17 protein-coding genes and 1 pseudogene are annotated in these 24,545 nt (G+C 57.5%); 10 read left to right on the forward strand and 8 right to left on the reverse strand.

The features are described from left to right. The first annotated feature begins 101 nt into the window (after window positions 1-101). From GOB58_RS11985 to GOB58_RS12000, 4 genes and pseudogenes are all read left to right on the forward strand, one after another. On the forward strand, window positions 102-1,607 hold the full coding sequence (locus tag GOB58_RS11985; RefSeq protein WP_173560336.1) for a hypothetical protein: 1,506 nt from the start codon (window positions 102-104) through the stop codon (window positions 1,605-1,607). Window positions 1,608-1,997: 390 nt separating this feature from the next. Next, the gene (locus GOB58_RS11990; protein WP_173560337.1) at window positions 1,998-3,971 is read left to right on the forward strand and encodes a hypothetical protein; all 1,974 of its coding nucleotides are present in this window, start codon (window positions 1,998-2,000) and stop codon (window positions 3,969-3,971) included. Window positions 3,972-4,054: 83 nt separating this feature from the next. Continuing rightward, window positions 4,055-7,327, forward strand: a complete 3,273-nt coding sequence (locus GOB58_RS11995; RefSeq protein WP_173560338.1) for a DUF4062 domain-containing protein — start codon at window positions 4,055-4,057, stop codon at window positions 7,325-7,327. 142 nt (window positions 7,328-7,469) lie between these two features. Next, a pseudogene (locus GOB58_RS12000) lies at window positions 7,470-8,153 on the forward strand (transposase); the annotation flags it as partial. Between the two features lie 247 nt (window positions 8,154-8,400). Here the strand turns inward: GOB58_RS12000 and GOB58_RS12005 are convergent. Genes GOB58_RS12005 through GOB58_RS12025 form a run of 5 tightly spaced genes read right to left on the reverse strand, consistent with a single transcriptional unit; the run spans window position 8,401 to window position 12,451 of the window. Further along, a complete protein-coding gene (locus tag GOB58_RS12005; protein ID WP_173560339.1) occupies window positions 8,401-8,955 on the reverse strand; it encodes a 3'-5' exonuclease in 555 nt (184 codons plus the stop codon). Then, entirely contained in the window at window positions 8,952-10,118 is a 1,167-nt protein-coding gene (locus tag GOB58_RS12010; RefSeq protein WP_173560340.1) for a hypothetical protein, read from the reverse strand. Before GOB58_RS12010 ends, GOB58_RS12005 begins: the two co-directional genes overlap by 4 nt. Beyond that, window positions 10,118-11,014 carry an AAA family ATPase gene (locus tag GOB58_RS12015; protein ID WP_173560341.1) on the reverse strand — a complete coding sequence of 299 codons (897 nt, stop codon included), beginning with the start codon at window positions 11,012-11,014 and terminating at the stop codon, window positions 10,118-10,120. Before GOB58_RS12015 ends, GOB58_RS12010 begins: the two co-directional genes overlap by 1 nt. Further along, window positions 11,011-11,505 (reverse strand): HORMA-1 domain-containing protein, encoded by a 495-nt coding sequence (locus tag GOB58_RS12020; protein WP_173560342.1) that lies wholly within the window; start codon window positions 11,503-11,505, stop codon window positions 11,011-11,013. Before GOB58_RS12020 ends, GOB58_RS12015 begins: the two co-directional genes overlap by 4 nt. Before the next feature lies 1 nt (window position 11,506). Further along, window positions 11,507-12,451, reverse strand: a complete 945-nt coding sequence (locus GOB58_RS12025; protein ID WP_173560343.1) for a CBASS oligonucleotide cyclase — start codon at window positions 12,449-12,451, stop codon at window positions 11,507-11,509. 201 nt (window positions 12,452-12,652) lie between these two features. Between GOB58_RS12025 and GOB58_RS12030 the strand changes: the two genes are divergently transcribed. Next, window positions 12,653-13,717: a helix-turn-helix domain-containing protein gene (locus GOB58_RS12030; protein WP_173560344.1), complete on the forward strand. Its 1,065-nt coding sequence runs from the start codon at window positions 12,653-12,655 to the stop codon at window positions 13,715-13,717. 3 nt (window positions 13,718-13,720) lie between these two features. Beyond that, the gene (locus GOB58_RS12035) at window positions 13,721-14,215 is read left to right on the forward strand and encodes a PIN domain-containing protein (protein WP_173560345.1); all 495 of its coding nucleotides are present in this window, start codon (window positions 13,721-13,723) and stop codon (window positions 14,213-14,215) included. A 474-nt stretch (window positions 14,216-14,689) separates the two neighbouring features. Here GOB58_RS12035 and GOB58_RS12040 read toward each other — a convergent pair whose 3' ends face one another. Beyond that, window positions 14,690-16,093: a DHA2 family efflux MFS transporter permease subunit gene (locus tag GOB58_RS12040; protein ID WP_173560346.1), complete on the reverse strand. Its 1,404-nt coding sequence runs from the start codon at window positions 16,091-16,093 to the stop codon at window positions 14,690-14,692. 48 nt (window positions 16,094-16,141) lie between these two features. Beyond that, window positions 16,142-16,708 (reverse strand): hydrolase, encoded by a 567-nt coding sequence (locus GOB58_RS12045; RefSeq protein ID WP_173560347.1) that lies wholly within the window; start codon window positions 16,706-16,708, stop codon window positions 16,142-16,144. A gap of 108 nt (window positions 16,709-16,816) precedes the next feature. Between GOB58_RS12045 and GOB58_RS12050 the strand changes: the two genes are divergently transcribed. The 4 genes from GOB58_RS12050 to GOB58_RS12065 all read left to right on the forward strand — a co-directional run bounded on the left by GOB58_RS12050 (window position 16,817) and on the right by GOB58_RS12065 (window position 24,127). After that, window positions 16,817-17,473, forward strand: coding sequence for a TetR/AcrR family transcriptional regulator (locus GOB58_RS12050; protein ID WP_173560348.1), 657 nt, complete (start codon window positions 16,817-16,819; stop codon window positions 17,471-17,473). Window positions 17,474-18,966: 1,493 nt separating this feature from the next. After that, window positions 18,967-20,466 carry a RecB family exonuclease gene (locus GOB58_RS13290; RefSeq protein WP_198911790.1) on the forward strand — a complete coding sequence of 500 codons (1,500 nt, stop codon included), beginning with the start codon at window positions 18,967-18,969 and terminating at the stop codon, window positions 20,464-20,466. After that, a complete protein-coding gene (locus GOB58_RS12060) occupies window positions 20,466-23,633 on the forward strand; it encodes a UvrD-helicase domain-containing protein (RefSeq protein WP_173560349.1) in 3,168 nt (1,055 codons plus the stop codon). Before GOB58_RS13290 ends, GOB58_RS12060 begins: the two co-directional genes overlap by 1 nt. Next, on the forward strand, window positions 23,630-24,127 hold the full coding sequence (locus tag GOB58_RS12065; RefSeq protein ID WP_173560350.1) for a protein-tyrosine phosphatase family protein: 498 nt from the start codon (window positions 23,630-23,632) through the stop codon (window positions 24,125-24,127). Before GOB58_RS12060 ends, GOB58_RS12065 begins: the two co-directional genes overlap by 4 nt. Window positions 24,128-24,245: 118 nt before the next feature. On the opposite strand, the gene GOB58_RS12995 is transcribed toward GOB58_RS12065, so the two are convergent. Beyond that, on the reverse strand, window positions 24,246-24,545 hold a 300-nt coding region (locus GOB58_RS12995), incomplete at its 5' end, for a hypothetical protein (RefSeq protein ID WP_206752261.1).

Here is a 24,545-nt window from a genome sequence, read left to right on the forward strand (position 1 = left end):
CGGACAATCGTATGTGTCTTCATGATGCCATGGCCCACAGGGCCGCCTCCCAGACCTGAAGTCTTTCTCGTTTTCCGAAACTTCACATAAAGGAGGCCAATATGGCCGATAAAATAGTGCGCATTGAGCACATCGACTTTAGGACGACGCGTCTTAAGTTGGCCGAATCGCCTGTAAACGCGGCAATTTTAGCGTCAGTCGCTCTCGATTTTGAGGCTGATGCCAAGCTACAGGCCTGGCTAAGGCACTACGAACGGTCTCTCTCAGTTCCGAAGACACGCGAGGAGAGGGATGGGGATAAGGTTTACTTTGAGAAAAGGTGGCTTGCCTGGTTGAGAGATTTTATCCGACAAAGTTCGCCGAAAGCTGAGGTCGAGATATGGGACCTCAGAAAAAAGTCCTGGGTCAACATTTGGTCTAACCTTAGTGTTCTGTGTCCAGATGTCATAAGAAGACAGGCCACTTGTGCTCAGCTCGCTGCCGAGATTGCTCAACTCGTTGATCCGGCCAATTATTATACAGACTTCCAACGCCTTGAGTGGCTCAAGACCAATATCAGACGTAGATCCGGTCAAAGTGCCATTGAAATGTGGGATGCCAGGCAGACCCTGTGGGTTCAGTTAAGCGACGCTGAACTGAATAACATTTATCCCTTCTACGTGAGAGGAAATGTGCCTGACAGGCAGGTGGGGCTGGAGTTCGTTCAGGTTCTTGAAACGCTCGCATCACCCAACGATGAGGATCCGATCGTCAGGCGTGTCCTCGAGCAGAGAACGACACGTTCATTTTACAGCGATGTTCAGCGTCAGACTTGGCTGCGTGATTATACGAGACGCAACTTGGAAACAGACGATCTGGAAATTTGGCATATTCTGCACGACACATGGACGGTAGTGAAGCGCGAGACCCTTAATGGCCTATGTCCCAGTCAGGTGAAAGGCAGCGTCTCGGAGGACCATCTCTGGGACGAGATCGTGAAGGCTGCAATTCTATCATCTTCATACGAAGGAAGATATCCGCCGATACGACATTATACGGATGATGATGTGATCCTCTGGGCCTGGCAGAATTGTCGATATTGCGATGTCGACGGTTCTCTTCGGCTGGAAATATACTCTGTCATTGAAGGTAAATGGTGTTGCGCCGCTTACGAAGCGTGGAGAGCGCATTTGCCGAAGGTCCTGACAGTCGGGCGGCACGATGACCAGATGCGGCGTCTGCTGAACATGGGCAAGCAGAGTCTCTATAATCTACCGTTTCCGTATGCGGGCAAGGCCACGATGACCGTTGCGGATGTTGCCTCTGATCTGCTGTTCGGGGGTGTTGAAGCAGCTCTATCTTACGGCACAACGTCCGGGATAATGCCTTTAATGGCGCGTATTCAGGAGCTTGCGGATCCTGTACTGCGCGAACGGCTGGGTACGAACATGCAAGGGGGTGTGACCATGGCGACGATCGCCGCCGAAGTACTGGATTATGAGGTAGGGCTCAAACCTGCCGAACAGGCGCAGTTGGCCAGGCGTCTTAAGGATCTTGGATGGGGCCAGCGCCGAACGTCTGCCGCACGGCTTTGGTGTCCACCAGATGGCCCCTCTCGGTTAACTTGAGCAAAAAAGGGTTTCGAACTTAACCTCTCCGGTATTGACGGAGATCAGTCTGCACAAATTACACAGCTATAGGGGCGTGGTCCATAACTGCGTAGAACTGTAGTTCGGCTTCGGCTGGCGTGATGTTCCCGATCGGCTTGAGGATACAGCGGTTGTTGAACCAGTCTACCCATTGAGAGGCGTGTCCGCGTACGGTTTTGAGCAGACAGACTGTTTAGGGGGGGGAAGTCGAAAGTCCGCTTTGCGGCGTTAAAACTTGGAAGCGGACGTTCCTGGTAGCCGCAGCGGCCTTCAGCCCCCCCCCCCTGCCAAACGCAGACGATAGTCGTGTATTTCGTAATGTGATAGCAACAGATATTGCGTATATGGATTAAGCTAGCGAGACACGACATGCCGCCCAAAAAGATGCTCACAAAGGATGGGTTTCATAAGCATTCAAGATATGGAATACCTATTACTGTTGGGGTGACAGGGCATCGTGATTTGAGGGACCCGGACGCTGTCCGCGCTGCAATCCTCGCTCAGTTCGCGTCCATCCAGAAGCAGTTTCCTTCTTCCCCGCTCTATGCAGTCTCTGCCCTCGCCGAGGGGGCAGACAGGATTTTTGCTCAAATTGCAATTGAAATGGGTTGGGAGTTACACGTCGTCCTGCCAATGCGGCCAGAACTGTATCGTGCTGATTTCACGAGGGAGGGTTCTGAAGAGGAATTTGATGTGCTTTGCCGTGCATCGAAAACATGCATGGTGATGCCGATTGTCGTCCCTGGAACCGAAGATCGTATTGTTAAACCGGGCCTCTACCGTAACCTTCAATATGCCAGTGCCGGCATCTATCTTGCCCGTCGTAGCCATATCCTGTTCGCTCTATGGGACGGAAAGCCTGCGGCGGGACTTGGAGGCACGGCCCAGATTGTCAGCTTCCGTCGAAAAGGTGCCCTGTCGGCGGACGTCATCCGCTATAAGGAAGACGGCCTGACACCGGAGATCCTGAACCTCCTCTATTCCGTCAATCCCCTCGAAGATCGGGAGACTGGACTGGTCGCAATCGTCTACTGTGCACGCGAGACGCAGCGTGGTGATACACCGGTGGTCGCCGGTAAAACGGTTATGGCCGTTGAATGGACTGACGGGAGTGGGCATTCAGACACTCTCGTCGGTTTGCTCACGGCCCCTGATAACCTCGAAGATGTCGACAACGAGGATGATGTAGGGGATGCAGGAACACGAGCACGGGGCCTACGCCTGATGAGGGGTAAGGCTCCGAAGAAATCGCGTATGCGCATGGCTCCGGTGTTGAATGAACTTAACGAGATAAACCGGGACATTGAAAGGCGCGTCCGAACAAATCCCAGCCTCTTCGATGATGACTGGGGTTATAAGGACGTGAAGGAAGAGTTCCGGACCACATGCCTCGACACCAAGGTCATTCTGGACAACATCGTTTCCGAAAATATGAACAAAAGTCGATTTGGTCTCGGTTTTGTGTTCATCTTGATCGGGTGTTTTGTGCTCCTTAGCAGCCGCTCTCCCGAAGACCCAGAGGGCTGGGTCATGATCTCGACGACCCTGTCGCTCATCTTTTTGGCAATCCTCGCATTACTTACGAAGATGGCCCCCTGGGCCAAGAACAAGGCAAGGGCCATTCATTTGCGTGCTATCGTTCAAGGTCTGGCTGTTCAGGACTTTTGGAATATCGCGGGTATTCGGGACGGCGTGTTCCAGCATTATATGCGATACGAAGGAGAAATCGTCCGTTCGACACGTTTCTGCCTTCAGGGAACCGGTTTTGCGAACCCTCATTGGGATCATTCAGATATCTCTGATGTCGGCTCTTCGCAGGCAAACACGGTCATCGAATATGTTAGGACAGTCTGGATCGGAGGACAGATCAAATATTACAACGCCACTATCAGAAAAAAAAAATTGCGAAAGAATGTTCTGGAGATTTCCGGAAAGGTCCTGTTTTTCACGGGTATATCGTTTCTTTTTTTGACGCTGCTCAAGCTTTACGAACTTGTCGATTTCGATGCCATTATCCCCCATGGTGAAACCATTATGCATATGGTTGAGCATGGCTCAGAGACCTTTGTTGCCCTGGGAGCGGTTGTCCTAACATATCTCGAATTCGTGGGCGATGATGAGGACACTGAAACCTATGAGAAGGCACGAGAGATCTTCCGGGCGGCAAGGGCTGAAATTACCCGAAATCTTGCTGCCGATACTGATGACATGTCTCTATCGGCATTCCAGGCATATAACATCCGGGCAACAATCCACTGTCTTGGGGTGGATATCCTGAACAGCGATACCGCCCGCTGGGTCGAGCGCTCTCTCAACCAGAAAATCGACCTGATGAAGGGTTAAGACAAACTCCCATCCTGTTCCTCCCTGACCATAAGAGAGCCCTTGCGTCGTGTTAAACGCGGGCTCGACGGAGTTCCCGAGTCATGACGTCCGCCGCTCCAGCATCACGCGAGTTCCGCGTTTTCCTGTCTTCGACTTTCCGCGACATGGATCAGGAGCGCGATCACCTTTTAGCTCATGTTTTCCCGGTGTTTCGGGCGACCTGTCTCGAGAGATTGGTCACCTTCACTGAGATCGACCTGCGCTGGGGAGTCACAGAAGAGGACGCCAAAAACGGTCGCACCGTCGAGATTTGTCTCGATGAAATCGAGCGTTGCCGCAAGATCCAGCCCCCACCGTTCTTCATTGGGTTTCTGGGCGAACGTTATGGCTGGATACCGACTCACGTTGAGCTCGCACGATACTGGGAGGCTCACCCCGACTCCCCCTATGCCGCGCGCATCCAGCGGGCGTTGGATGAGGGGATCAGCGTGACGGAACTCGAAATGCGCGTCGCCTTAATGGATCCGGGGGTGTCCGAGGATGTATCTCGCGGCAGGTTCTTCCTCCGTGCAAGGAGCCTGACCGATAAAATTGCCATTGATGCCGGGAAAGAAGAGGGTGATCCGGAATTCTATGATCCCGCTGGTGATCGTCTCTACAAACTCAAAAATGTTATGCGCTCGACTCCTTTCTTTGGCTTAGACAATTACTGCAGCATCACAGAGTTTGGTGACGCCGTCATGGCGTACCTTATGCAGCAACTCAATTTATTTTTCCCGGCTGCAGTCACTCCGACGGATCAAGAGCTTCTGACGGCAATGCATGCCCGTTATACTCAGTCTCGTTTGTACGCGTACGTACCAATCCCCAAAATTGAGCAGTCTGTGATCGACGCTTGGCGTGCAGCTTGTCTGTCGCCGAATGCGGCTCCTATAATTATAAAAGCACCATCTGGATACGGTAAGAGCGCATTGCTAGCTTACCTATCATCTCGCTTCACTGGTCAGAACGATGCAGAGGTATTTTTACACTATGTAGGCGCAGATGGAATTCTGACGTTGGAGGGCTGGGTCGATCGCCTTATCGCTTTTCTTCAGGGTAAGGGCTTTCTGACGACCTCCATCCCGTCGAAAAACGATGAGCGTTGGCAAATCCTACCCAAGTTGCTTGCAGAAACCGTGACGGGGATAAATAAGCCGTTTGTCCTCATAATCGATGCTCTTAACCAGTTTTCAGCGCCGAATGAGACCTTTTTACGATTGAGCAACTTAATTCTTCCTCAAAATGTAATTATTTTGGCTTCAGTCACGCCAGAAATCGAAACTCTGGGAATGAATACAATTCAACTGCCAAAGTTTGACGTCGTCACTCGCAAGCAGGCGATCGCAATGTTTCTTAAAAGTTTCCGCAAGCAGCTTTCTCCCAAGTTAATTTCTTCAATCGCTTCAAAAGAGGCATGCGCAACGCCGTTGTATCTGCGATTGCTTCTCGAGGAACTGAGGCTTCATGCTAGGTTCGAAACAATAGCGGCCAAGACCGATGAACTGCTAAAGTTTCCCAATGTAGGAGACCTATTTCTTCATATTCTCCAGATTATGGATCAAGAAGATTTTGGAAAACAAGGCCACCCAGAAATTTCCCTTAAAGCAGCTCGCTACATTGCTGCATCATGGCTAGGCTTGTATCATGTCGACCTCGCAGGACTGCTTGCAGGACAAGGGGATCCGCGTTCGCCTTTCAATGGAAAAGCTCGCCTTTCAGATCTAATTTTGACTCCCTTACTCGCACGTTTTTCGTCTTTTTGTAGTTATGATAACGGACGAATAACACTTATGCATTCGGCCCTTAAGCATGTTTTTCTCGACCAAAATGACAAAATGTCGACAGCTCGGCGAGACCTAGTCACTCACTTTTCAGATTTCCAAGATGTTAACTCCCTTGCCGAAACTTTGTTTCAATTAAAAAAAATAAATGATTACAGTTCTATCGCAAAAAATATTAATTCATCGAATATGATTACTCTTTGGGAAAGTTACCCATCTACATTAGACGAATCTCTAGCTTGTTTAGGTGCAGGAGCAAAAATAAATACTGAGTATATGAAGGTCATCATAGAAAACTCTATAAATTTCGATAATAAACTTTTTTTAAATAACAAAATAAGCTCTTTCGTTTCTTGGCTATCGAATAAAAACTACCTTTACCTAGCTATTTCAATTAATATGCAGGTAGTTAATTTTTTTAACGACGAAAGTGATAATATTCAGCTCGTTCGCCGGTCATTGGCTCTAATGATGTCCAGTCAAATATTCGAAAGTCTATGCATGTTTGACAAGGCCGTAAATTCCTCCAGCCAAGCGTCTGTGAACTTAAATGTATTTTTCACTGATATACCATCTCTGTCTGGACGATCTGTCATGGAATCTGGAAGATTAATGTTAAATCGTGGTGCATTTCAGACGTCAGAATATCATCTATTTATATCATTGCGAGAGTTTTTGCGCGATATAACGAATAGTTACATGAACATCGAAAAAACACTTAGATTTACAGCAATTTTATACTTAAATAAAAATAAAAATGATGATTCTGAAAAAATATTTTTAGAACTTAGAAGTTTTTGGAAAAAAATAAACAGAAAAGAATCGACAATTCAAAACATAGAGTATCTGATAGATTTAAACTCATTTTACAGGAAAACAAAAAGATATAATTTATCAATCTCTGCATTGCTGGATGCAAAGAAGTTGATTATCACAGAGAATTTTTATTATAGTAATATTAATTATATAATTCTCACCGAAATGGTCATATCGTATCTCGACATAAATGATACCACTATGGCCGAAAAAACTTTGCTTGAGGTTAAAGTTATAGCTGATAAAATATTTTATGAAAATCATCCATTAATTTCAAAATACTATATTTCTATTGCGCGTTTAAACCAAATAAGAAACAACTATTCTATTTCCGAAATTAATTTTAACAAAGCTATTGAAATACTGGAATATTCGTTACCTTGGAATTCTATTGAAAGAGCAGAGGCGTTGCTGCTTCGCTCTAAATTATTTCAAGAAATAGGAAGTGATAATGATTATATATCATCTCTTCGCACCGTGTATGGTATCGTAAAAAATTCTCTTTACGGGACACATCCTCTATTTGTCGAGGTTCTGTATCTAATCAAAAAGTATTATGAAGAAAAATCAGAAAAATTTCTTCTAGACCTCTTCATTGAAGAAGAAAAAAACAGACTTGATTCGCTGATTTTTCCTGATTTTCGTGGCCCCTTTCCGCCGGAAAATGCCGAAGATATTTTGAAAAACACAAATGTGATTGCTTTGTCTTTAAAAGCAATCATTGCTCTTTCCTAGAGCGCGTCCACTTTATTCCCGTTCATATCCTGCGACGGTGAAGAAGTTGACACATTGAGGATTCGAAAAACTCTCTGGTTTTAAGGAGTCCTCTGTGATTCCATTTTCCCTTAGTTGATTGGGGGTGATGGAAGATGAAGCAGCCGGGTTTCTGCCGACGTCCGGCCAAATCCTGGATGCCACACTGGTGGCTGCTCCAAAGCAGCGCAATACCAACGGAGAGAAAGCCGATCTCCGGGTAGGACGGATCCCCGAAGGCTGGGAAGACAAGCCGGCAAAGCTGTCTCACAAGGACAGGCACGCCCGCTGGATGCTGAAGTTCACGAAGGCCAAGCGGCAGGAGGACGGGACGCTCCCGGCCACGGACCTCGCCATTCCGTTCTTTGGCTATAAATCGCATGTTTCCATTGACCGGAAGTTCCGACTGATCCGAAAATGGAAGACAACGGATGCTGCTGCCAGTGATGGTGCCAGACTGCGCGAGGGCCGTCTGGATAAAACCAATACGGCCTCAAGTGTTTGGGTAGACACAGCCTATCGCTCGAAAGCCAATGAGGACTTCATGGACAAAGAGGGTTCCGTCTCGAAAGTTCACAGGAGAAAGCCGCATCTCAAGTCCATGCCCCGCCATATTCAGCGGTCCAATGCAGGGAAATCAGTGATCCGCTCGCGCGTCGAGCATGTCTTTGCCGGTCAGAAATCGCAGATGGGTCTGTTCGTCCGAACCGTGGGTATTACCCGGGCCAACATGAGGATCGGGCTGGCCAATATTGTCTACAACATGCGCCGCTTCCTCTTCCTCGAGAGGTTGAACGCGAGCACGTAGCCATCTCACTGGCGATGGCCCGCGATCTGCTGAAAACGCAGAGCGAAAGTCACCCCGGAAACCGTCAATCAAATCGCCAAAAGCCTGGAATCAGGGGCCAGCCGCGGCCAATCAACAGTTCTTCGATCCCTCCACCTCCAAGCAACTCGCCCGGCATGAGCGTCAGCGGGCGCCGGACACGAGGACCGGATCAGGGTGGATAAGCCGCAAAACCTAAATGTCGTGCATCCTGATTGCGGATTTTGCTTCAGCCGCTTGCAATAAGATTTTGCCGTATCAGACGGAAAATTTCAGCCTGGTATCTAGCGTCCTGCAGAGCATCATGGGTGCCTGAAAGTTTGGGCTTGAGATGCTCGGCAATCTTGCTCGACCGCGTATCACGCCAGGATGAGCCAGTAGCGCCCATGTAGAGGGCCTTGATGTCGAGAGCGGTAAAGCCGAACGGGTTTTTCCCCATGAAGCGATGGAAATAGTAGTTCATGAATGACCAGTCGAACGGCGCGTTGAACCCGACGAAGACAAGCATGTCATTGGGACGATCCAGCGTTGCTAGCCAATCCGAGAAAGCTTTCATCGCGGCGTCAGGATCAAGTCCCCGCTGGCGCAGCTCATCCATCGAAAGCCCGGTCACTTCCAGAGCTTTTGGGTCGAACTTGTCGTTGATGGGTTTGACCTCGACGGTGAAGCCGTTGTCCGGATCGAACGCGGAGCAGGCCCCGATCGACAGTAGGCTGTATTCTCCCGGTATCGGCCCTGCGGTCTCGACATCGACTGAAATGAATATCTCGCGCGGGCTGGTCATGAGATCAGGGGTTCCGTGGGAACGAGCGTCGGACGATTGCGGATCGCATTCCAATGCTCGCGGAACGCCTGCCGGCGATGATCGGCAATGTCGGTCGCCTTCCAGTGATGACCAGCGAATGTCGTAATGTCGAACGGCACGATGGCGCCCTCGCGCGCCGTCACCATCGTGGGCAGGCCGCGCCCGAGTGCATAGCCCAGTTCCAGAAAGCAGTTCGGCCGTGTGCCGGTAATGTCGGCGATGACGACGCTGCTGCGGTGAAGCTTGGCGAATATTTCCTGATCGATCCGCGCGTGGTCATAGGTCTGCCGTCCATCGATAACGATCAGACGGTAGCCAAGCTCATCTTCGAGCACCGGCTTGGCCACCACGTCGAAGAAATCCTGCACGCTGGCGTAATCCTTGTGGTCGGGGTTCAACAGGCGTACGGCAAACGCCTTTGGGCGGTCCAGAGATTCGAGCAGATCGATTACGGCAGAGACCCGATCGGAAGTGCTCTGGCGTTTCGGAAAGCCGATGCGGTTGATCCAGTCATGCGCATCGCCGTCATCAGCGATCTGGAACAGACGGCGCGTCTGGGCACTGGCGAGGCCAAAGGCATAAAGCCGGCGCGCGCCTCTGGTTTCGGCGCCAATCGGAAGGTTCAGGGGCACGATGGGCTTGCCGGCATCGTGATAGAGGTTCGCGAGGTACAAAACCCCTTCATCGCCGCCGAGCACGATCAGCACGTCACCAAAACGGGCCTGCGCCTCCATGCGCTTGCTGTTCATGTTCCAGTAGGCGGCGCTTTCGATCTTGATCAGTTGAGAGGCCCGCAATTCGTCCCACAGGTCGAGATATTCGTCGGGGATCTGCTCCTCGGTCTTGTGGTGCTGTACAGCGACGATGAACGGTCCCGGCACGTTCTGGGGCCGATGGATGAGATTGTCTTTCACCGTCTTCCACACCAGCCAGTCGAAGCAGACAGGCTGGCCATCGACGTTCCGTTTGGGTTCGGCGTCGACGGGAATGACGAAGTTGGCGCCGCGCTTGACGAGTTCCTTGACGAGCAGAGCGATCAGCTCGCGCGCTGCCTCGACGTCGGCCGTCGGCGCGAGCGTCAGATCATTCACGACGCTGCCGGAGATGTGGATGCGGCGGCCGAACAAGGGAGACCGGACCATTATTTGTCCTCCATGACAGGAGACGCATGAAGGGTGGAGGCGACCGCCGTCAGGTCCGCGAAGCTCAAGGGGCGGTCGGGATAGGCCTTGGCGAGGGCCGCAGGATAGAGCCGTGCCCGAATATCCGAATATGTCCAAGCCGGATGACGATCCCGCGCGCCGGTCAGCCGCGTCAACTCGGCGAGTTGCTGCTGCGCGAGCCCGAGACCGGCAAGGTCCATCTGAAAAAGCTGCTGGCGCTCGGTATCGCTGGGACGGGCGAACGTCTCGGTTATGGCGGCGCGACGGCGCAACGCCGGATCGAGAACCGACAGACGGTTGGTGCATAGGATCACCACGATCCGTCCGCCATATTGTCTGAGATCGTCGATCCCCTGGATCAAGGTGTTTACGGCCACCTTGTCCTCATGGTGGCTGTGATCCTGCGCGCGGGATGCCGCCAGGCTGTCGCCTTCATCGATGATCAGGATCGCGCGCCGGGTTTTGCCGGCCGACTGAGCGACTTTACGGAATGCTTCGGCGATCAGGGTGCCCATTTCGCCGACCATGCCATTACCGCGCACCCGGTTCGACAGCTTGAACAGCATCGAATCCGAGCTGCGTGCCTCGGCCACCAGCCGGTTGGCGATGCATTCCGCCATCGCCGTCTTGCCGGTGCCCACGTCGCCATGGAAGATCACCAGCGGATATTGCTCGGCGACCAGATCGCAGAGCCCGAGCTTGCTGCCGTGGTGTTTCTTGTTCCACTCGCCGAGTGCGCCGACATTCAAAAGCAGACGAAGCTGGTCGTGAACGCGGAGGTAGCGCTGATCGAAACCGAGCAGGCTCTTTTCGCGTTTGGCCAGGGTATCGCTTGGAAGCGCGATTTCGTTGTCAAAAATGCTCGGCTGGCTCATGCCGCCCAATCCTTTCTCTGCATCCCGTAGGTGCTGCTGACATAGTTGCGGCCGCCGGACGAACTCAGGCTGGAATGACTGGTATCGGCGCTGGATGCAGTCCAGCCGATCTTGAGCTTGCTCCGGATCGCCTCGCGGGCGCTGCTTGTATAGGCGTCGGTGTAGCTGATCACGATCCTCAGTTCAGCGCCGGTGACACGCGGCCACAGAACACCGCCGGGGCGGCTGGTGCTCAGCGTGCCCGCCTCGGTATCGACATCGAAGCGGACGGCCTTCAGCTCGACGCCATTTTGCAGCAGGGTCACGTCCACCCAGGCGAGATAGCCCGCCTTGGCGAGGACCTCTACATCATGGGCGTAATCGGCAGCCTTCTGAGGCGTCCATGCCCCGGTGCTATCCGCGATCATCGCGAGATCGGCCCGCGCGCGCTTCACGACGTTTTCGATATCGGTTGTCGTATAGGTGGCCGAAGCCGTTATTGTCTGGCTCATGTCAGTCCTCCACCTTGAAGCCCGGCCCGAAGACCTCTTTCCAGACTGCATCGTCGTCCTCGACCGATGCGAAGTTCACCGTCTCCCAGGCTTCCTGTGCCGCCGCGACGATCTCCTGCCGCTCCGCCTCGGAAATCCGGCTGGTGACGTTGTTGAAGCTGTAAACCGGGTCGAGGATTACGACCGGGTCGGAGAAGGTCCCCAGCGGCAGCGCGTTCTCGGGGAAACTGATCTGATCCTTGAGGCCCGATTGGGCGATATAGAGCAGGAAATTGCGGAAGCGTTGCTCGATGCTGCCCTCCTTGCCCTGCGTGGCGAGCACATGGGCCATGATCAGCTCGATCGCGAAGGACTTGAGCGGTTTGATCTCCGCGTAGTTGCGCCACTTCTTGGCCATCCGGACCAGTGTGCGGAAATCACCGTCCTGGTTCTTGCGGCCGCGCACGAACTGGATCTGGCAGGGCGCGCAGGTCTGAATTTTTGAACCGTCGTGGATATCGAACTGCCAGCCATAGCCGGCACGGTTCTCGTCCTCGATCACCGGCACGATATCGACGCTCAGTCCCGTGCCGACGAACGTCACGGTCGCCGCCTTGCGCTGGATCTCGAAATCCTCGACCGACTTGTTCGGGTAGATCTTGATCAGCAGGTCGTAAATCGTGGCGCTCAGGCTATCGAGGGTTTCCTTGCTCGCGTCCCGGCCGGAAATGTAGAACACCACATCGACGTCGACGGGGTCATAGGCCGTCTTGCGCAGGATCGTGAACTTGGCGAAGGAGCCGGCCTTCACGACCTTGGTGATCTTGATCTCCGTCTTGTCCTTGACGCTTTTGCGCAGTTCGTCGATCAGCCGATCGACCTGAGCGTGATATTCCTTGCGCTTGTTTGCGGGAAGACGGAGAACATTACTGTCGTAGTAGCGAAGCTCGGTGTTCGTGAGAGCCATGATCGTTCCTGTGGGCCTGATACTGATCGAAGCGATCGGGACAGGCCAGCCCCGCATCGACGAAAAACGGTTTACAAACGTGCCAGTCATCCGGCCACCCACCCCAGATAGGTGTTCATTAACCGCGTTTCAAGAGGTTTTAGTTTACAAAGGTTATGACATATTTTAGATATGGAAACCGCATCACGTAAGGAGGTCGCCATGATCGGAAACAAGCTCAAAGTCGCCCGATCGGCGTCGGGCCTCTCGTTGCGCGCACTCGCGGATGCGATGAACGGCCTCGTGTCCGCCCAGGCGATCGGTAAATATGAGCGTAACGAGGACATGCCGAGTTCGCGCGTCCTGATCGCTCTCGCCAAGGCGCTCAACGTCTCGGAGGAATATCTTCTGAGCGAGGACGAACTTTCGCTTGAAGGCGTGGATTTCCGCAAGAAGGTCGGAACGTCATCGAGGGAGGAAGCTGCGCTTGAGGCCCGTGCCATCCATATGCTGGAGCGCTATCTTTCCGTCGAGGACTTGCTTCACATGCGAAGTGTCGAATGGGAGCAGCCGCGAAGCGCGCCCCATCCCGTCGCCGATCTCCGCGACGCCGAGGACGCTGCCCGTTCCGTTCGCGAGGATTGGGGACTTGGAAACGATCCGATCCCCCAACTCGCGGAGCTTCTGGAAGAGCGTGGGATCAAGGTACTCTCGCTCGACCTCGACAATGTCGACGGCCTCGCTGCCAAGGTGCGGCGCAAGGAGCGCGATGCCGCCCGTGTCATCGTCATCAAGCTGAGCACGTGGTCAGAGCGCAAGAGGTTCACTCTGGCGCATGAACTCGGTCACATGGTCATCGCTCCGTCAGCGGGAGTCGATGAAGAGAAGGCGGCGCATCGATTCGCTGGTGCCTTCCTGATGCCAGCCGATGTTCTGCGCGCGGAAATCGGCGCTCATCGGTCGTCGATCAGCATCGGGGAACTGGTCGCCCTGAAGAAGCGGTTCGGCGTCAGCATTCAGGCGCTCGCTTACCGCTGCAAGGATCTCGGCATCATCAGCCAGCCCGCCTGTGCGCGGCTATTCAAGATCTTCGCCGAGCGGGGATGGCGCGCGGCTCCCTATGAGGAGCCGGAGAGCATGGCGCCTGAAGCAGAGGAACCACGGCGCTTCGAGCGGCTTTGCTACCGTGCGCTTGCCGAAGGCATCATCGGAGAATCGCGGGCCGCCGAACTACTCGGCATTTCCGTGCGCGAACTCGACAGGCGGCTCGATCAGGTGGCGGCTTGACCTGTGCCCATTCTTGTCTCCGATACGTCGGTCCTGATTGACCTCGAAAGAGCCGGCCTGCTTCAGGAATTGTTTCTTCTGCCGTTCGAGTTCGCCGTGCCGGATCTGCTCTACGCAAGGGAGCTTGCCGGTGAACTTGGCGACAGGCTGATGCAGCTCGGCTTGCGAATAGAGGAACTGACACCCGTCGAGCTGCAACGCGCGACCGCCGTCAACCGTCAGCATAGTCGGTTGTCAGTTCCGGATACCTTCGCGTTCGCACTCGCTGAGTCTAGGAGATGGGGGCTACTGACGGGCGACGGCACGCTCCGCGAACTCGCTGTTGCTGAACAGATCGATATGCATGGCGTCCTCTGGCTTTTCGACCAGCTCGCGGAAGGTAATCATGTTGGCTTTGCTCGTCTGCACGGCGGTCTTGCTTCTCTGTTCGCTCACCCCAGATGTCGGCTACCCGCAAATGAAGTAAGGCGCCGACTCTCACGCTTCGCTCAAGGCTGAATGTTGTGACTGCGGATCCGCCAACATGGAATCTGGACTCTATAGCCCGAAAGAGCCGCCGATTACACACCGGAAATCGCGCGCGGCACTTACCCTCCTCCTGGGATTCGGTCTGCCGGATATACGCATTAATGAGGGCCTTAGAGGGCTCTGGAGTAGACATAGTTCTCATCCGGATCCCGCATGCCCGTCTGGTGAGATTCGAACCTCGACAGGGTAAAATGTATGCGTCAGTCCGCTGTCCGTCTTTGTCTGCAGAGCGTCGGATGATTCATGTCGGCTTTCCGGAAGCTTTCCCAACCGCCTGTATGACCGAGATGAGGCGAAAGCGGACCTACAGCTCACGCCTTCATCTCGGACAATCTGAGACACAAACGAATGACCGCATAGCGGATGACACTTGCCAATCTTGCCTGGGTCATTTTTATTTTCTCAGGCGAGTATCCATGCACGACGGGTTCAGTTCGATCCGAACTAACGTTTCCTCTCTGAAGACTTGATGAAACGCGTGGTAAGCAACAGAGCGCCATGGAATAACGCAAGCAATCCAAATGTTTCGGCATAAGCCTCCGATGCGACATGGGATGGAGCGATTGTCGCAAGCCGCCACCCGAGGAATGTGGCGCACGCTGTGATCAATGTCGGTCCCCCAATCCTTTGCATGATATTCAGCGCAGTCGTTGCCATCGGAATATCTGGGCGTGCGATCGAAGCATATCCCACGCTCATCGCCGGAATACCGACAGCGCCCCCACCTCCGCCACGCAGCAACAATGCTAAGGCGAGCAGGACGACGTTCAGACCGTTATAGGCGAGCAACGCTAAAATCAGTGTGCCAACAAAGGACAAAAGAGCACCGCAACCGGTCAGATCGCGCGCGTCAAACCGGTCACTCAGACGGCCAATGAGCGGATAGACGCACATCATCCCCACACCCAGGGGTGCCATGAACAGGCCCGTCCGCTCGGGCGAGACACCGCAGGCGTGAATCAGCCATACGGGTAGAAGCATCTGACCAGCGAACGACACCCCGTTCGTCAGAAACATGATGATCGCTGACACCGAAAAGGCAGGCGCACGCAGCAAGCGCAGGTCGATCAGCGCGTCATCGCCCTTGCGTCGCGCGGATCTGACATACAGGACGAACAGCACGAGAGACGCGCCTAAAGTCGCCTGTCCATAAAGCCGGGCGACATGATCCATGCCGTAAAGAAACGAGACGAGAGCGGGAGCGAGAAATCCTAGCCCTGTCAGGTCAAGTGGACGGGGGCGCTCGTCATGCCGATCGTCAGGGAGAAACAGAACGGCAAGGGCAAAAGCCGCAAGCCCGACCGGCACATTGAGAAGAAAGATCCATCGCCAGGACGCGATGGAGAGAATGGCACCGGCGACGACGGGTCCAAGAAGCGGCGCGAGCAGAACAGGTGCCGTCATTGCGCTCGCGACCCTCGGCATCTGTCGGCCCGCCACACGAGCTACCGTCATCTGAGCCATAGGGGCGAGCAGTCCGCCCGCCATGCCTTGCAGCAGACGGAATACGATCAGGGACGGCGCAGACCACGCTAGTGCGCACAGGCCTGATGTCAGCGTGAAGGCACCGAAGCACCATAAATAGACTGCCCGCCCCCCGAGGCGGCTTACAAGCCATCCATTCAGTGGCAACGTCAGGGCGAGTGCCAGCAGATAGCCGCTGACTACCCACTGAATGTGTGAAAACGGAGCGTGCAGGGTCGCGACAAGATCTGGGAGCGACACATTGACAATTGTGGCGTCCAGTTGCGCCATGAAAGATCCGACCGCCGCGACGCTCACGATTTTCCAGGTGCCCGGAGGCAGTTGATCCGAACCCTGGGATGGCAACGATGTTCCGGTGTTCATGAACGATCTCGCCGGGAACCGTGAGACGCGCAGACATCCACCATGCGCTTACGCGTCCAGTGCGATTGCGTCGCTTGTCGTCACGCGGCCAAGGCGGGGGAAAATCTCCTCGCAGGCAAAGCGCTGCATCTCTTCGGTGAATGTGGACATGACATCCGTGGCGAGCACGACGTTATATCCATGCTCATGAGCCGCCCTGGCGGTAGATTCCACGCCCAGATTGGTCGCGATTCCGCCCAGCACAATGGTCGAGATACCGCGTCGTCTTAACTGAAGATCGAGATCCGTGCCGTAGAAGGCACCCCATTGCCGCTTCGTGACACGCAGATCGGTCGGTTCGGCAAGCCCGTCGACCAGCTCAGCCCAGTCTGGTGCGAAGCCGCCAGGCGGTGAAAAGGAGCGATCGACAGTCGCATGCACGGCATCAGCGAAATTAGGCGCGAACGCTACATTAACCAAAATGACCGGCGCTCCGGCGGCCCGGAAGCGCGCGGCGAGTTCTTTCGATCGTTCAACAATCGCAGTACCCGGTGTGGGGGCTAAGGGAAGCCCCGTGATGCCCTTTTGGAGATCGATCAGGACGAGAGCCGTCCTGCTGGCTGGGAGTGAAATCATGGCAAAACCTTCCCTGTTGACGTTTGACCGTCATCCCGCACCGTTGTCTGGAACGCGCGGAAACGTTAGTAAGTTGAGTAGGCACTCAAGCAGGAGCATTATTTGAGGATGAACTCAAATTCGTCAAGAGGTAAACGGACGTCCCTTCAGCCGATGCGCGCGGCTGGGCGTCAGCGCGTCGAGGAGTTACTGGAGGCCGCGTCCGACCTCATGGCGGAACGAGGGTATGAGGCGACAACCATGGCGGAGATCGCCGCGCGTGCCGAGGCGAAGATCGGATCGCTCTATCGCTTCTTTCCGAACAAGGAGGCTGTGGCGGACGCTCTTGTGCAGCGGCATATCGCCGTTCTGGAAGACGAATACGCGGCACTCGCCAAACGTGCCGCCACACTATCCCCGGACGCTCTGGCAGACGTTCTGATCGAACTGCTTGTGACGCTTCATCCTCGCGTGAAATCCCTGTCTGCGCTGATGGAGGCACGGACTGACAAGATGGAGATCCGTGATCGTGCACGAGGACATGCCATAGTCGGAATTGCGGCAGCGTTGCGTGTCTGTGCGCCAGAGTTAGAGGACGCACTGGCGAGAGATATTGCTGCGGTCGTTCTAAACAGTATGAAAGTGCTGCGCAGCATGCTGGCGAAGGACGCCCCCACGACGCCAGGCGCGCCTGACGAATTACGGCGAATGCACCGTCTCTATCTAACGGACCGGCTGCAGCCGTTTCGGCGTACTTCAGACGGCATAACGGACGCAGAGCCATAATTTCGCAGATTGGTGCAGTACTCGCCCCACGACCTAAGAGCCTTGGTGCTATCCCGGAGAGAGATGTCGTGGCAGTTGTCGCCTCACCTCGGACCAAGCAAGACAAAAACGCCGACTCCTAAAACGAACATCACGATGCAGATTTCATGTTCATGGTAATTTGATTGCCGGATCGAAAATTGGCGGTCAGATAGCGAACAAAGACACGTATTCTTTGCGGCATATAACGATTTGGCACCATAAAGACTGCATGCACAGTTTGTGGCTCTTCTTCCGCTGTCAGTTCAATGGACCTGGTCGATCAATTAAGAAGCTGTGTTCCCACCGTGCTTCCAGGCGCCTATGATGTCGTCTCAGGGGGGAGTTTGGGATGCAGCTTTTCTTTGGCATGGCGGGGGACGGGCGAACGTTCCCTGACCATCTCGGCGGCGGCGCGGGCGCGGTGGACTGTGCGGTTGTAGGGCCTGCAGGGTTGGTCGACGCACTCGAAGTCCAACTAGGCCTGCTTGGCCCGCCGGTCCCCAAGGCGGTTCGCATCGCGGCCTATTTGGCGAAGCTGCGCGCCGCCGGCGACAGCCGGTTCTGGTCGGCCTCTTTCAGCAAGGACCCGTGGTCAACCGCCGTCCAGTTGCTCGGTTGGCGGGACACCTTGGCGGCTGGGGGGTGGACCGGGGCCGCCCTTGGGTCTGTCCGGCTAGATGACTTAGCTGCAGCGGAGTCGGCCGGTGCGCCGATGCCGGCCGGACTTGCCGATCGTCTGGCCGCCTTGGTCACGGCGGTGGGCGTGGGGCCAGGCCTGCGTCTCAAGAAGCTTCGCCTCCTGGAACCCCAGGCGCGCTTTGCCCCGGCCTGGAGGCGCCTCCTGAACGCCCTCCAGGGCGTCGGCGTGCTGCTGGAGGACGGCGTTGCCGAACCCGCCGCTGGTCCTTCGACGGATCTTGGCCGAGTGCAGGCTACCCTTCGTGGCGAAGCGCCCGAGGCATTGGTGGGAGATGGCTCGTTTACCTTGGTCGAGGCAGACACTGCGCTGATGGCGGCCGAGGCCGTGGCTGACTGGCTGGCAGCGGGTGGGCAAGCCTCGTTGGCGGGCACGGTGGTGCTGGCGCCGGATGGCGACACGGCGTTGTTGGACCACGCCCTGGCGGCCCGCGGCCTTCCGGCGCTGGGCCTCTCCAAGCCTTCGCCCTGGCGGGGTGCCTTGCAGGTCCTGCCCTTGGCCTTCGCGGTTGCCTGGCGCCCGTTTGATCCCAAGGCGCTCTTGAATTTGCTGATGCTGCCGCGCCCGCCCATCGGGCGGTTCGCGGCGGGCCGGCTTGCCCGTGTCCTTGTCGCTGAGCCCGGGCTCGATGGCCCGGCGTGGGTGCAGGCGTGGGAAGATATCGCGGCGACCCTACTGGAGAGCGAGGACGAGCCCGATCCAGCTGTGGCCGCGTGCAAGGTGGCGCGCCAAGTGGAGCAGTGGCGGGCCTGGACTCAGGGCGGCCAGTTTGGCCGTGGCGACCGATGCGGGGCGCGGCGATGCCCTGTTTTTGGCCGTCGGCGCCGCGGCGGGTGCCTTTGTCCGCGCCATCGATGCCCTAGAGCTCGAGGTTTTGCCGGCGTTGCTGATCGAACGGGTCTTGACCGAAGTCCTGGCCGAGGGCGTTGCCAACCCAGGTCATGCAGCGGAGGCTGGGGGACTGCGCGCGATCTATACGCCAAGCGCCCTATGGGCGCCGGCCCCGCGGCTTGTCTGGTGGAGTTTCGTCGGACCCGGCGAGAAGGTGGCGAACACCACCTGGAGCCGCGCGGAACAGGCAGTACTGGCGGCCGCCGGCGTTGAGTTGGAGTCGGCCCCTGAGGCGGCGGTGCGGATCAGTGGCGGCTATGCCGACGCGGTGCTGCGAGTCGGCGAGCAGGCGCTGTTTGTCCGGCCGGCCCTGTCCGGCGCCGCCGAGACGGTTGCTCACCCACTAGAGCATCAGCTCCACCTCATGATCGAGCAAGCCGGCAAGCTTGTCCGCTGGAGGGCCGAGCGTCTTCTGGCGGAACCGGCCGCGCAACTGGCTCAGCGGGTGCTGCCTCGGGCGGCCGTGGACATCATGGATGCACCGGCGCCGCGGGCCAGATGGCGGGTCCCAGCAGCCGGGCTGGCCCGTCTGGCGAACCGCCGAGAGAGCGCCACCACCTTGGGCCGGCTTTTGAATTGCCAGTTGAGCTGGTTCGCTCAGGACGTCCTGCGCCTACGGGCGGGCCGGTTTGCGGAAATTCCGGAGGCAAACCAGCTGTTCGGCAACCTGGCCCATGAGATCGTCAACGGCCTCCTACCACCTGGTCCGCCGCCTGCGGTCGCCGATATCCGAAGCCGGGCCGTCGAGCTATTCGAGAAACTGCTGCCCAGGATGGCCGCCCCTCTTCAGCAGCCGGAGTTCGCTGGCGAGCTGGCCGCGGCGCGCGAACGAGTCCCGGCGGCCCTAGAGGCGCTGGTGCAGATCCTGCACGCGCGCGGCCTTGAGGTGGTCGGCTCTGAGTTGGATCGCGAAGGCGAGGTGGGCGGCTTGGCCTTGCAGGGTCGTTTGGACCTGCTGGTGCGCCAGGGGGCGATGCCGGCCGTGATCGACCTGAAGTGGACCAGCTCTGCACGGCGATATCGCGAAGAGATCGCCGAAGGTCGCGCCGTGCAGTTGGCGGTCTACGGAGCCATCGCCGAGCCCGGCACCGCCGCGACCGGCGCCTACTACCTATTGCGACAACGGCGGCTCTTCGCACCTCGCGGATCCTTGCTGGCAGAGGAGGATATCGAGGCGGTCCGCGGGCTCGACGAGACCTTACATGAGGTTATCGACGACGTGGCGCTCTGGCGCTCCCAACTCGATGGCGGCAACCTCTTGGCGACGGGGATGGGCGAAGCGGCGGATCACCGGCCGTCGGAGCTGATGTTCGAAGCGCCGAAGGAGCCGTGTCGGTTCTGTGATCTGACCGGCCTTTGCCGGGTTGGCGTGGAGGCGCTCTGATGGCTGGAACGATCCAGGTGGTCACCGCCGCTGCTGGCGCTGGCAAGACCACGCGTATCGTGGACAACATCGCTGTGGATGTGGCCACGCGACCGCCTGAGGAGGTCGTGGCCACTACCTTCACGATCCGCGCCGCCGACGAATTGGTGCAACGGGCGCGCACCGCTTTATTCGGTCAGGGTCGGGTGGACCTGGCTGGCCGGTTGTTGGGCGCACGCTTTGGCACGGTCAACGCCGTCTGCGCCCAGATCGTGGAAGAATTTGCCCTGGAGCTTGGCCGCTCGACCGCTACCCATGTCATCGCCGGCACCCAGGAGACGCTAATCTTCGCCATTGCCGCTGACGGGGCGATCGGGACCCATGCGGCGATCCTCAATGAGCTGGCGGAAGCCTTCGGTCATGATGATCCGCAACCGCCGGGCCGCGAGCCGCCGGACTGGCGAAAGACGGTGCGGTCTATCCTGACCTTGGCCCGTGCCAACGGCCTGTCTGCTGACGCCTTGGCGGCTTCGGCGGAACGATCAGTGGCCAGCTATTTGGAGCTGTTCACCCCGCCAGCGGCAGACGCTGCGCCGCTGGATGCGGCTTTGGCCGCCGCCCTGGCTGAGGCTATCTCCCACGCCCCTGCGACACCGAGCGCTTCCGCGGTCAGAGGCGGGATCGACCGGGTGCGGGCCGCCCACATTCGCACGTCTCGCGGCGAAGTGCTGACCTGGTCGGTTTGGGCCGGCCTTTGCAAGGTCCGCTGCGCGCCCACCAAGGACGGCCAGGACTATAACCGGGCTTTGCAAAGCGTGGCCGCGGCCGCTGGGCGGCACGTTGAGCATCCCCGGCTGAGGGCCGATGGGGTGCGCTTTATCCGCGAAATCTTCAGCTGCGCGGCCCAGGCACTACGGGCCTACGAGGCGCACAAGGCGGAGCGCGGCCTGGTCGATTTCACCGATCAGGAGGTCTTGGCACTTCAGGTCCTGAGCGACCCCGAGCTGGCCGGCCGGTTGCAGGAGCGGATCAGCCGGGTCTTTGTGGATGAGTTTCAGGACTCAAGCCCGCTGCAGTTGGCGGTGTTCACGGCCCTGGCCGAGATCGCCGACGCCAGCACTTGGGTGGGCGATCCGAAGCAGGCGATCTATGCGTTCCGCGGTGCCGATACCGAACTAACCCAAGCGGCTTTTGCCGGTGCGGCCGCGGCGGCAGAAGGTGATGTGTTGTCGGTGTCCTGGCGGAGCCGGCCTGACATTGTCCGCCTCGCCAACGCCGCCTTCGGTCCAGCCTTTGAGCGCATGGGCCTGCCGCCGGAGCGGCATGCCTTTTCTCGAGCGGCCCGCAGCGACGTCGGCTTCGACAAGGAGGCGCTGGCCTACTGGCCCCTGATCGGCAAGGCCGAAGAACAGGCGGCCGGCTTGGCCCGCGGCGTACGCCGCGCGCTTGACGACGCGAGCACCTGGACTGTCAAAGAACCGACGGGCGTTTTCCGGCCACTCCGGGTCGGCGATATCGCCGTGCTTTGTCGCACCAATACAGATGTGAGGCGGTTCGCGGCGGCACTGAGCCGGGAAGGCCTGCCGGTGGCGGTCGAACGTCAGGGTTTGGCGCGCACGCCGCACGTTGAGCTGGCGTTGGCTGCCTATCGCTGGATTGCCGATCCCTCCGATCGCCTGGCTTTAGCTGAGATGGCGCGCTTCTTCGGCGACGACCCGGAGTCCGACGCCTGGCTGCACGCCGCTGCGGAGGAGGGCGAGGAGCACTTGCTCGCGGAGGTGCCGATTGCGTCGGCGCTGACCGCGTTGCGGTCTGATATCCTTGCCCTAACTCCGGCCGAGGCGCTCGATGAGATCCTGGCGCTGCCGCAGGTCATCGCCAAGGTCGAGGGATGGGGCGACTACGCGATCCGGCTTGACGATCTGGAGGCCCTGCGGGGGTTCGCGCGGACCTATGAGGCCGAATGTCTGTCGTCTGGCGCGCCGGCGACCCCATCGGGCTTCCTGCTGGCGCTGAAGGCTGCCGATCCGGAGCGGCCGCCAAGCCTTGCCGCCGACGCGATCCAAGTGATGACCTACCATGGCGCCAAGGGCCTTGAATGGCCGATGGTGGTGCTGGCTAGCCTGTCTTGGGACCCCAAGGTACGCCTGTTCGAGCCGGCCGCGGAGGTGGATGGTGAGCTCGATTGGCGCCGGCCCTTGGCGAACCGGTGGATCCGCTACTGGCCCTGGCCTTACGGGCTCTCCGGTTCGGGAAGCGATCTTGAGGTCAGCGCTGTGGGGTCGGTCATGGGCCAGGCCGCCTGGCGTAGGGCCGTGCAGGAAGACACTCGCCTGCTCTATGTCGGGGTGACCCGAGCGCGCGACTATCTGGTGTTTGCTCCCCCGGCCAAGGGGACTCTGAACTGGCTGAAAGTTCTCGACGCGCCAGACGGGCCGCCGCGGCTGACGTTCCCGCCCGAAGGCGACAACCTGATCCACGTGGGTGATGAGACCTTTGTCGCAGATGTGCAGCCTCTTGTAGCCGGCGATGATGCCGCAGATCGGGCTATCCAACAGACCTTTGTTCGGCCGGCAGCCCCAGAGCGGCCGGCAGCAGCGCCGCTACATCTGCGGCCAAGCGCTGCTCAAGGGGAGGCAGGCTGGCGTATCGTTGAGACTTTGGATCTTGGCCCGCGCCTTCAGCTCGACGGCGTCAGCGACATGGCGAGCCTTGGCGAAGCCGTTCATGCCATCCTGGCCTACGACAATCCGGGCCGCACCCTTGCTGTGCGCGAGGCAGACGCCCAGGCTATCCTCGACCGGTGGGGTGTCGCCGGGTTCTCTGTGCGTAACGCACTCGAAGCGTCTGATCGTATTCACGGGGCGCTGAACCAAAGATGGCCGACGGCACAGCGCAGGTCGGAAGTTCCGGTGACCGCAACCCTGGGCGAGCAACTCGCGAATGGGCGGATCGATTTGCTTATCGAGACGGCAGAGGGGTTCGCCATCATCGATCACAAAAGCTTCCCGGGGTCCCCCGATCAGTGGGCGGACCGGGCGATCCACTATGCCCCGCAGCTAGCCGTCTACGCTGAGGCGGTGCGGGTGGCCACCGGCCGGCCCTGTGAGGAACTCTTCATTCACATGCCGATTGTCGGCGCTCTTCTGCGGGTGGCTAGATCGGCGAATGACGAGGGCTCGCCATGATCGAGGTATACCCCAACCTATTCGTCGGATCTCAGGACGATGAGGCGGCCGTTCGCGGTCAGGCCGGCTGGTTTGTGGTGCATGCCTGCAAGGAGCCTTATCACCGCAACGCGCTCGGCTACACCGGGCAGGGGGCGCCGAAGCAGCACCCGGAATATTTGCTGGCGGAGCGACCAAGGCGATTGATTCTCAACTTGGTCGATGTTGCGCAGGTCGCCTTCATCGCGCCGATAATCGTGGACACCGCGCTGGGCGCTATCGACCACCATATCGCAAGTGCCAAGGTCTTGATCCACTGCAACCAAGGCTTTTCGCGGTCGCCGTCGATCGCCTTGCTCTATCTGCTGAAGTACACCGACGCACTAGGGTCTCAAGAGCCCGCAACGGCTCTGGCCGCCTTCCGCAAACTTTACCCGCTCTATGCGCCCGCTCAGGGTATGGCGGACTATGTGCGGCTGAACTGGGCGAAATACCTGCCGCCAGCGAAATCCTAATCGCACGCTTCTTGTGGTTGGAAACGGGGTAGAGTGTCCCCCAGCTTCAGTCAGATGGGCGCGGCGCTCGGCGTCTGGAGCACCACCAGCGCATGGCTCGACCTTGCGGTGGCCGCAGTCATGGCTGGTATCTTCCTGTCATCAGCGGTGCAGATCCTGCGGTAGGCATGGGGAGAATATCGAATCGACGCGACTGGCACGAAGGCAGCTGCCGCATAGGATGAGGATCATGCGCCCATGTCCGCTTTTCGGCAACGCAAAGCGGGTCAGCCACGTCGTAGAAGAAGGCGTAAGCAGAAGTTCCGCGATGGGAGCGAGAATGTTCGCTGAATGATTTGTGCTGAGTAACATTATCGTCACGAGCACAATGCGCAAGCGTACCCAATGCGGGCTCGGCATTGGGGGCCTCTTTATTTTC

It is taken from the genome of Acetobacter thailandicus, assembly GCF_011516655.1.
GTDB classification, from domain to species: domain Bacteria; phylum Pseudomonadota; class Alphaproteobacteria; order Acetobacterales; family Acetobacteraceae; genus Acetobacter; species Acetobacter thailandicus.

Bases quoted from the DNA above. Each gene is read 5' to 3' on its own strand.
- GOB58_RS12050 (WP_173560348.1), top strand. From the start codon at position 16,817: ATGAACTCAAATTCGTCAAGAGGTAAACGGACGTCCCTTCAGCCGATG.
- GOB58_RS11990 (WP_173560337.1), top strand. From the start codon at position 1,998: ATGCCGCCCAAAAAGATGCTCACAAAGGATGGGTTTCATAAGCATTCA.
- GOB58_RS12065 (WP_173560350.1), top strand. From the start codon at position 23,630: ATGATCGAGGTATACCCCAACCTATTCGTCGGATCTCAGGACGATGAG.
- GOB58_RS12030 (WP_173560344.1), top strand. From the start codon at position 12,653: ATGATCGGAAACAAGCTCAAAGTCGCCCGATCGGCGTCGGGCCTCTCG.
- GOB58_RS12045 (WP_173560347.1), bottom strand. From the start codon at position 16,708: ATGATTTCACTCCCAGCCAGCAGGACGGCTCTCGTCCTGATCGATCTC.
- GOB58_RS12060 (WP_173560349.1), top strand. From the start codon at position 20,466: ATGGCTGGAACGATCCAGGTGGTCACCGCCGCTGCTGGCGCTGGCAAG.
- GOB58_RS12010 (WP_173560340.1), bottom strand. From the start codon at position 10,118: ATGGTCCGGTCTCCCTTGTTCGGCCGCCGCATCCACATCTCCGGCAGC.
- GOB58_RS12015 (WP_173560341.1), bottom strand. From the start codon at position 11,014: ATGAGCCAGCCGAGCATTTTTGACAACGAAATCGCGCTTCCAAGCGAT.
- GOB58_RS12025 (WP_173560343.1), bottom strand. From the start codon at position 12,451: ATGGCTCTCACGAACACCGAGCTTCGCTACTACGACAGTAATGTTCTC.
- GOB58_RS12005 (WP_173560339.1), bottom strand. From the start codon at position 8,955: ATGACCAGCCCGCGCGAGATATTCATTTCAGTCGATGTCGAGACCGCA.
- GOB58_RS12020 (WP_173560342.1), bottom strand. From the start codon at position 11,505: ATGAGCCAGACAATAACGGCTTCGGCCACCTATACGACAACCGATATC.
- GOB58_RS12040 (WP_173560346.1), bottom strand. From the start codon at position 16,093: ATGAACACCGGAACATCGTTGCCATCCCAGGGTTCGGATCAACTGCCT.
- GOB58_RS11995 (WP_173560338.1), top strand. From the start codon at position 4,055: ATGACGTCCGCCGCTCCAGCATCACGCGAGTTCCGCGTTTTCCTGTCT.
- GOB58_RS11985 (WP_173560336.1), top strand. From the start codon at position 102: ATGGCCGATAAAATAGTGCGCATTGAGCACATCGACTTTAGGACGACG.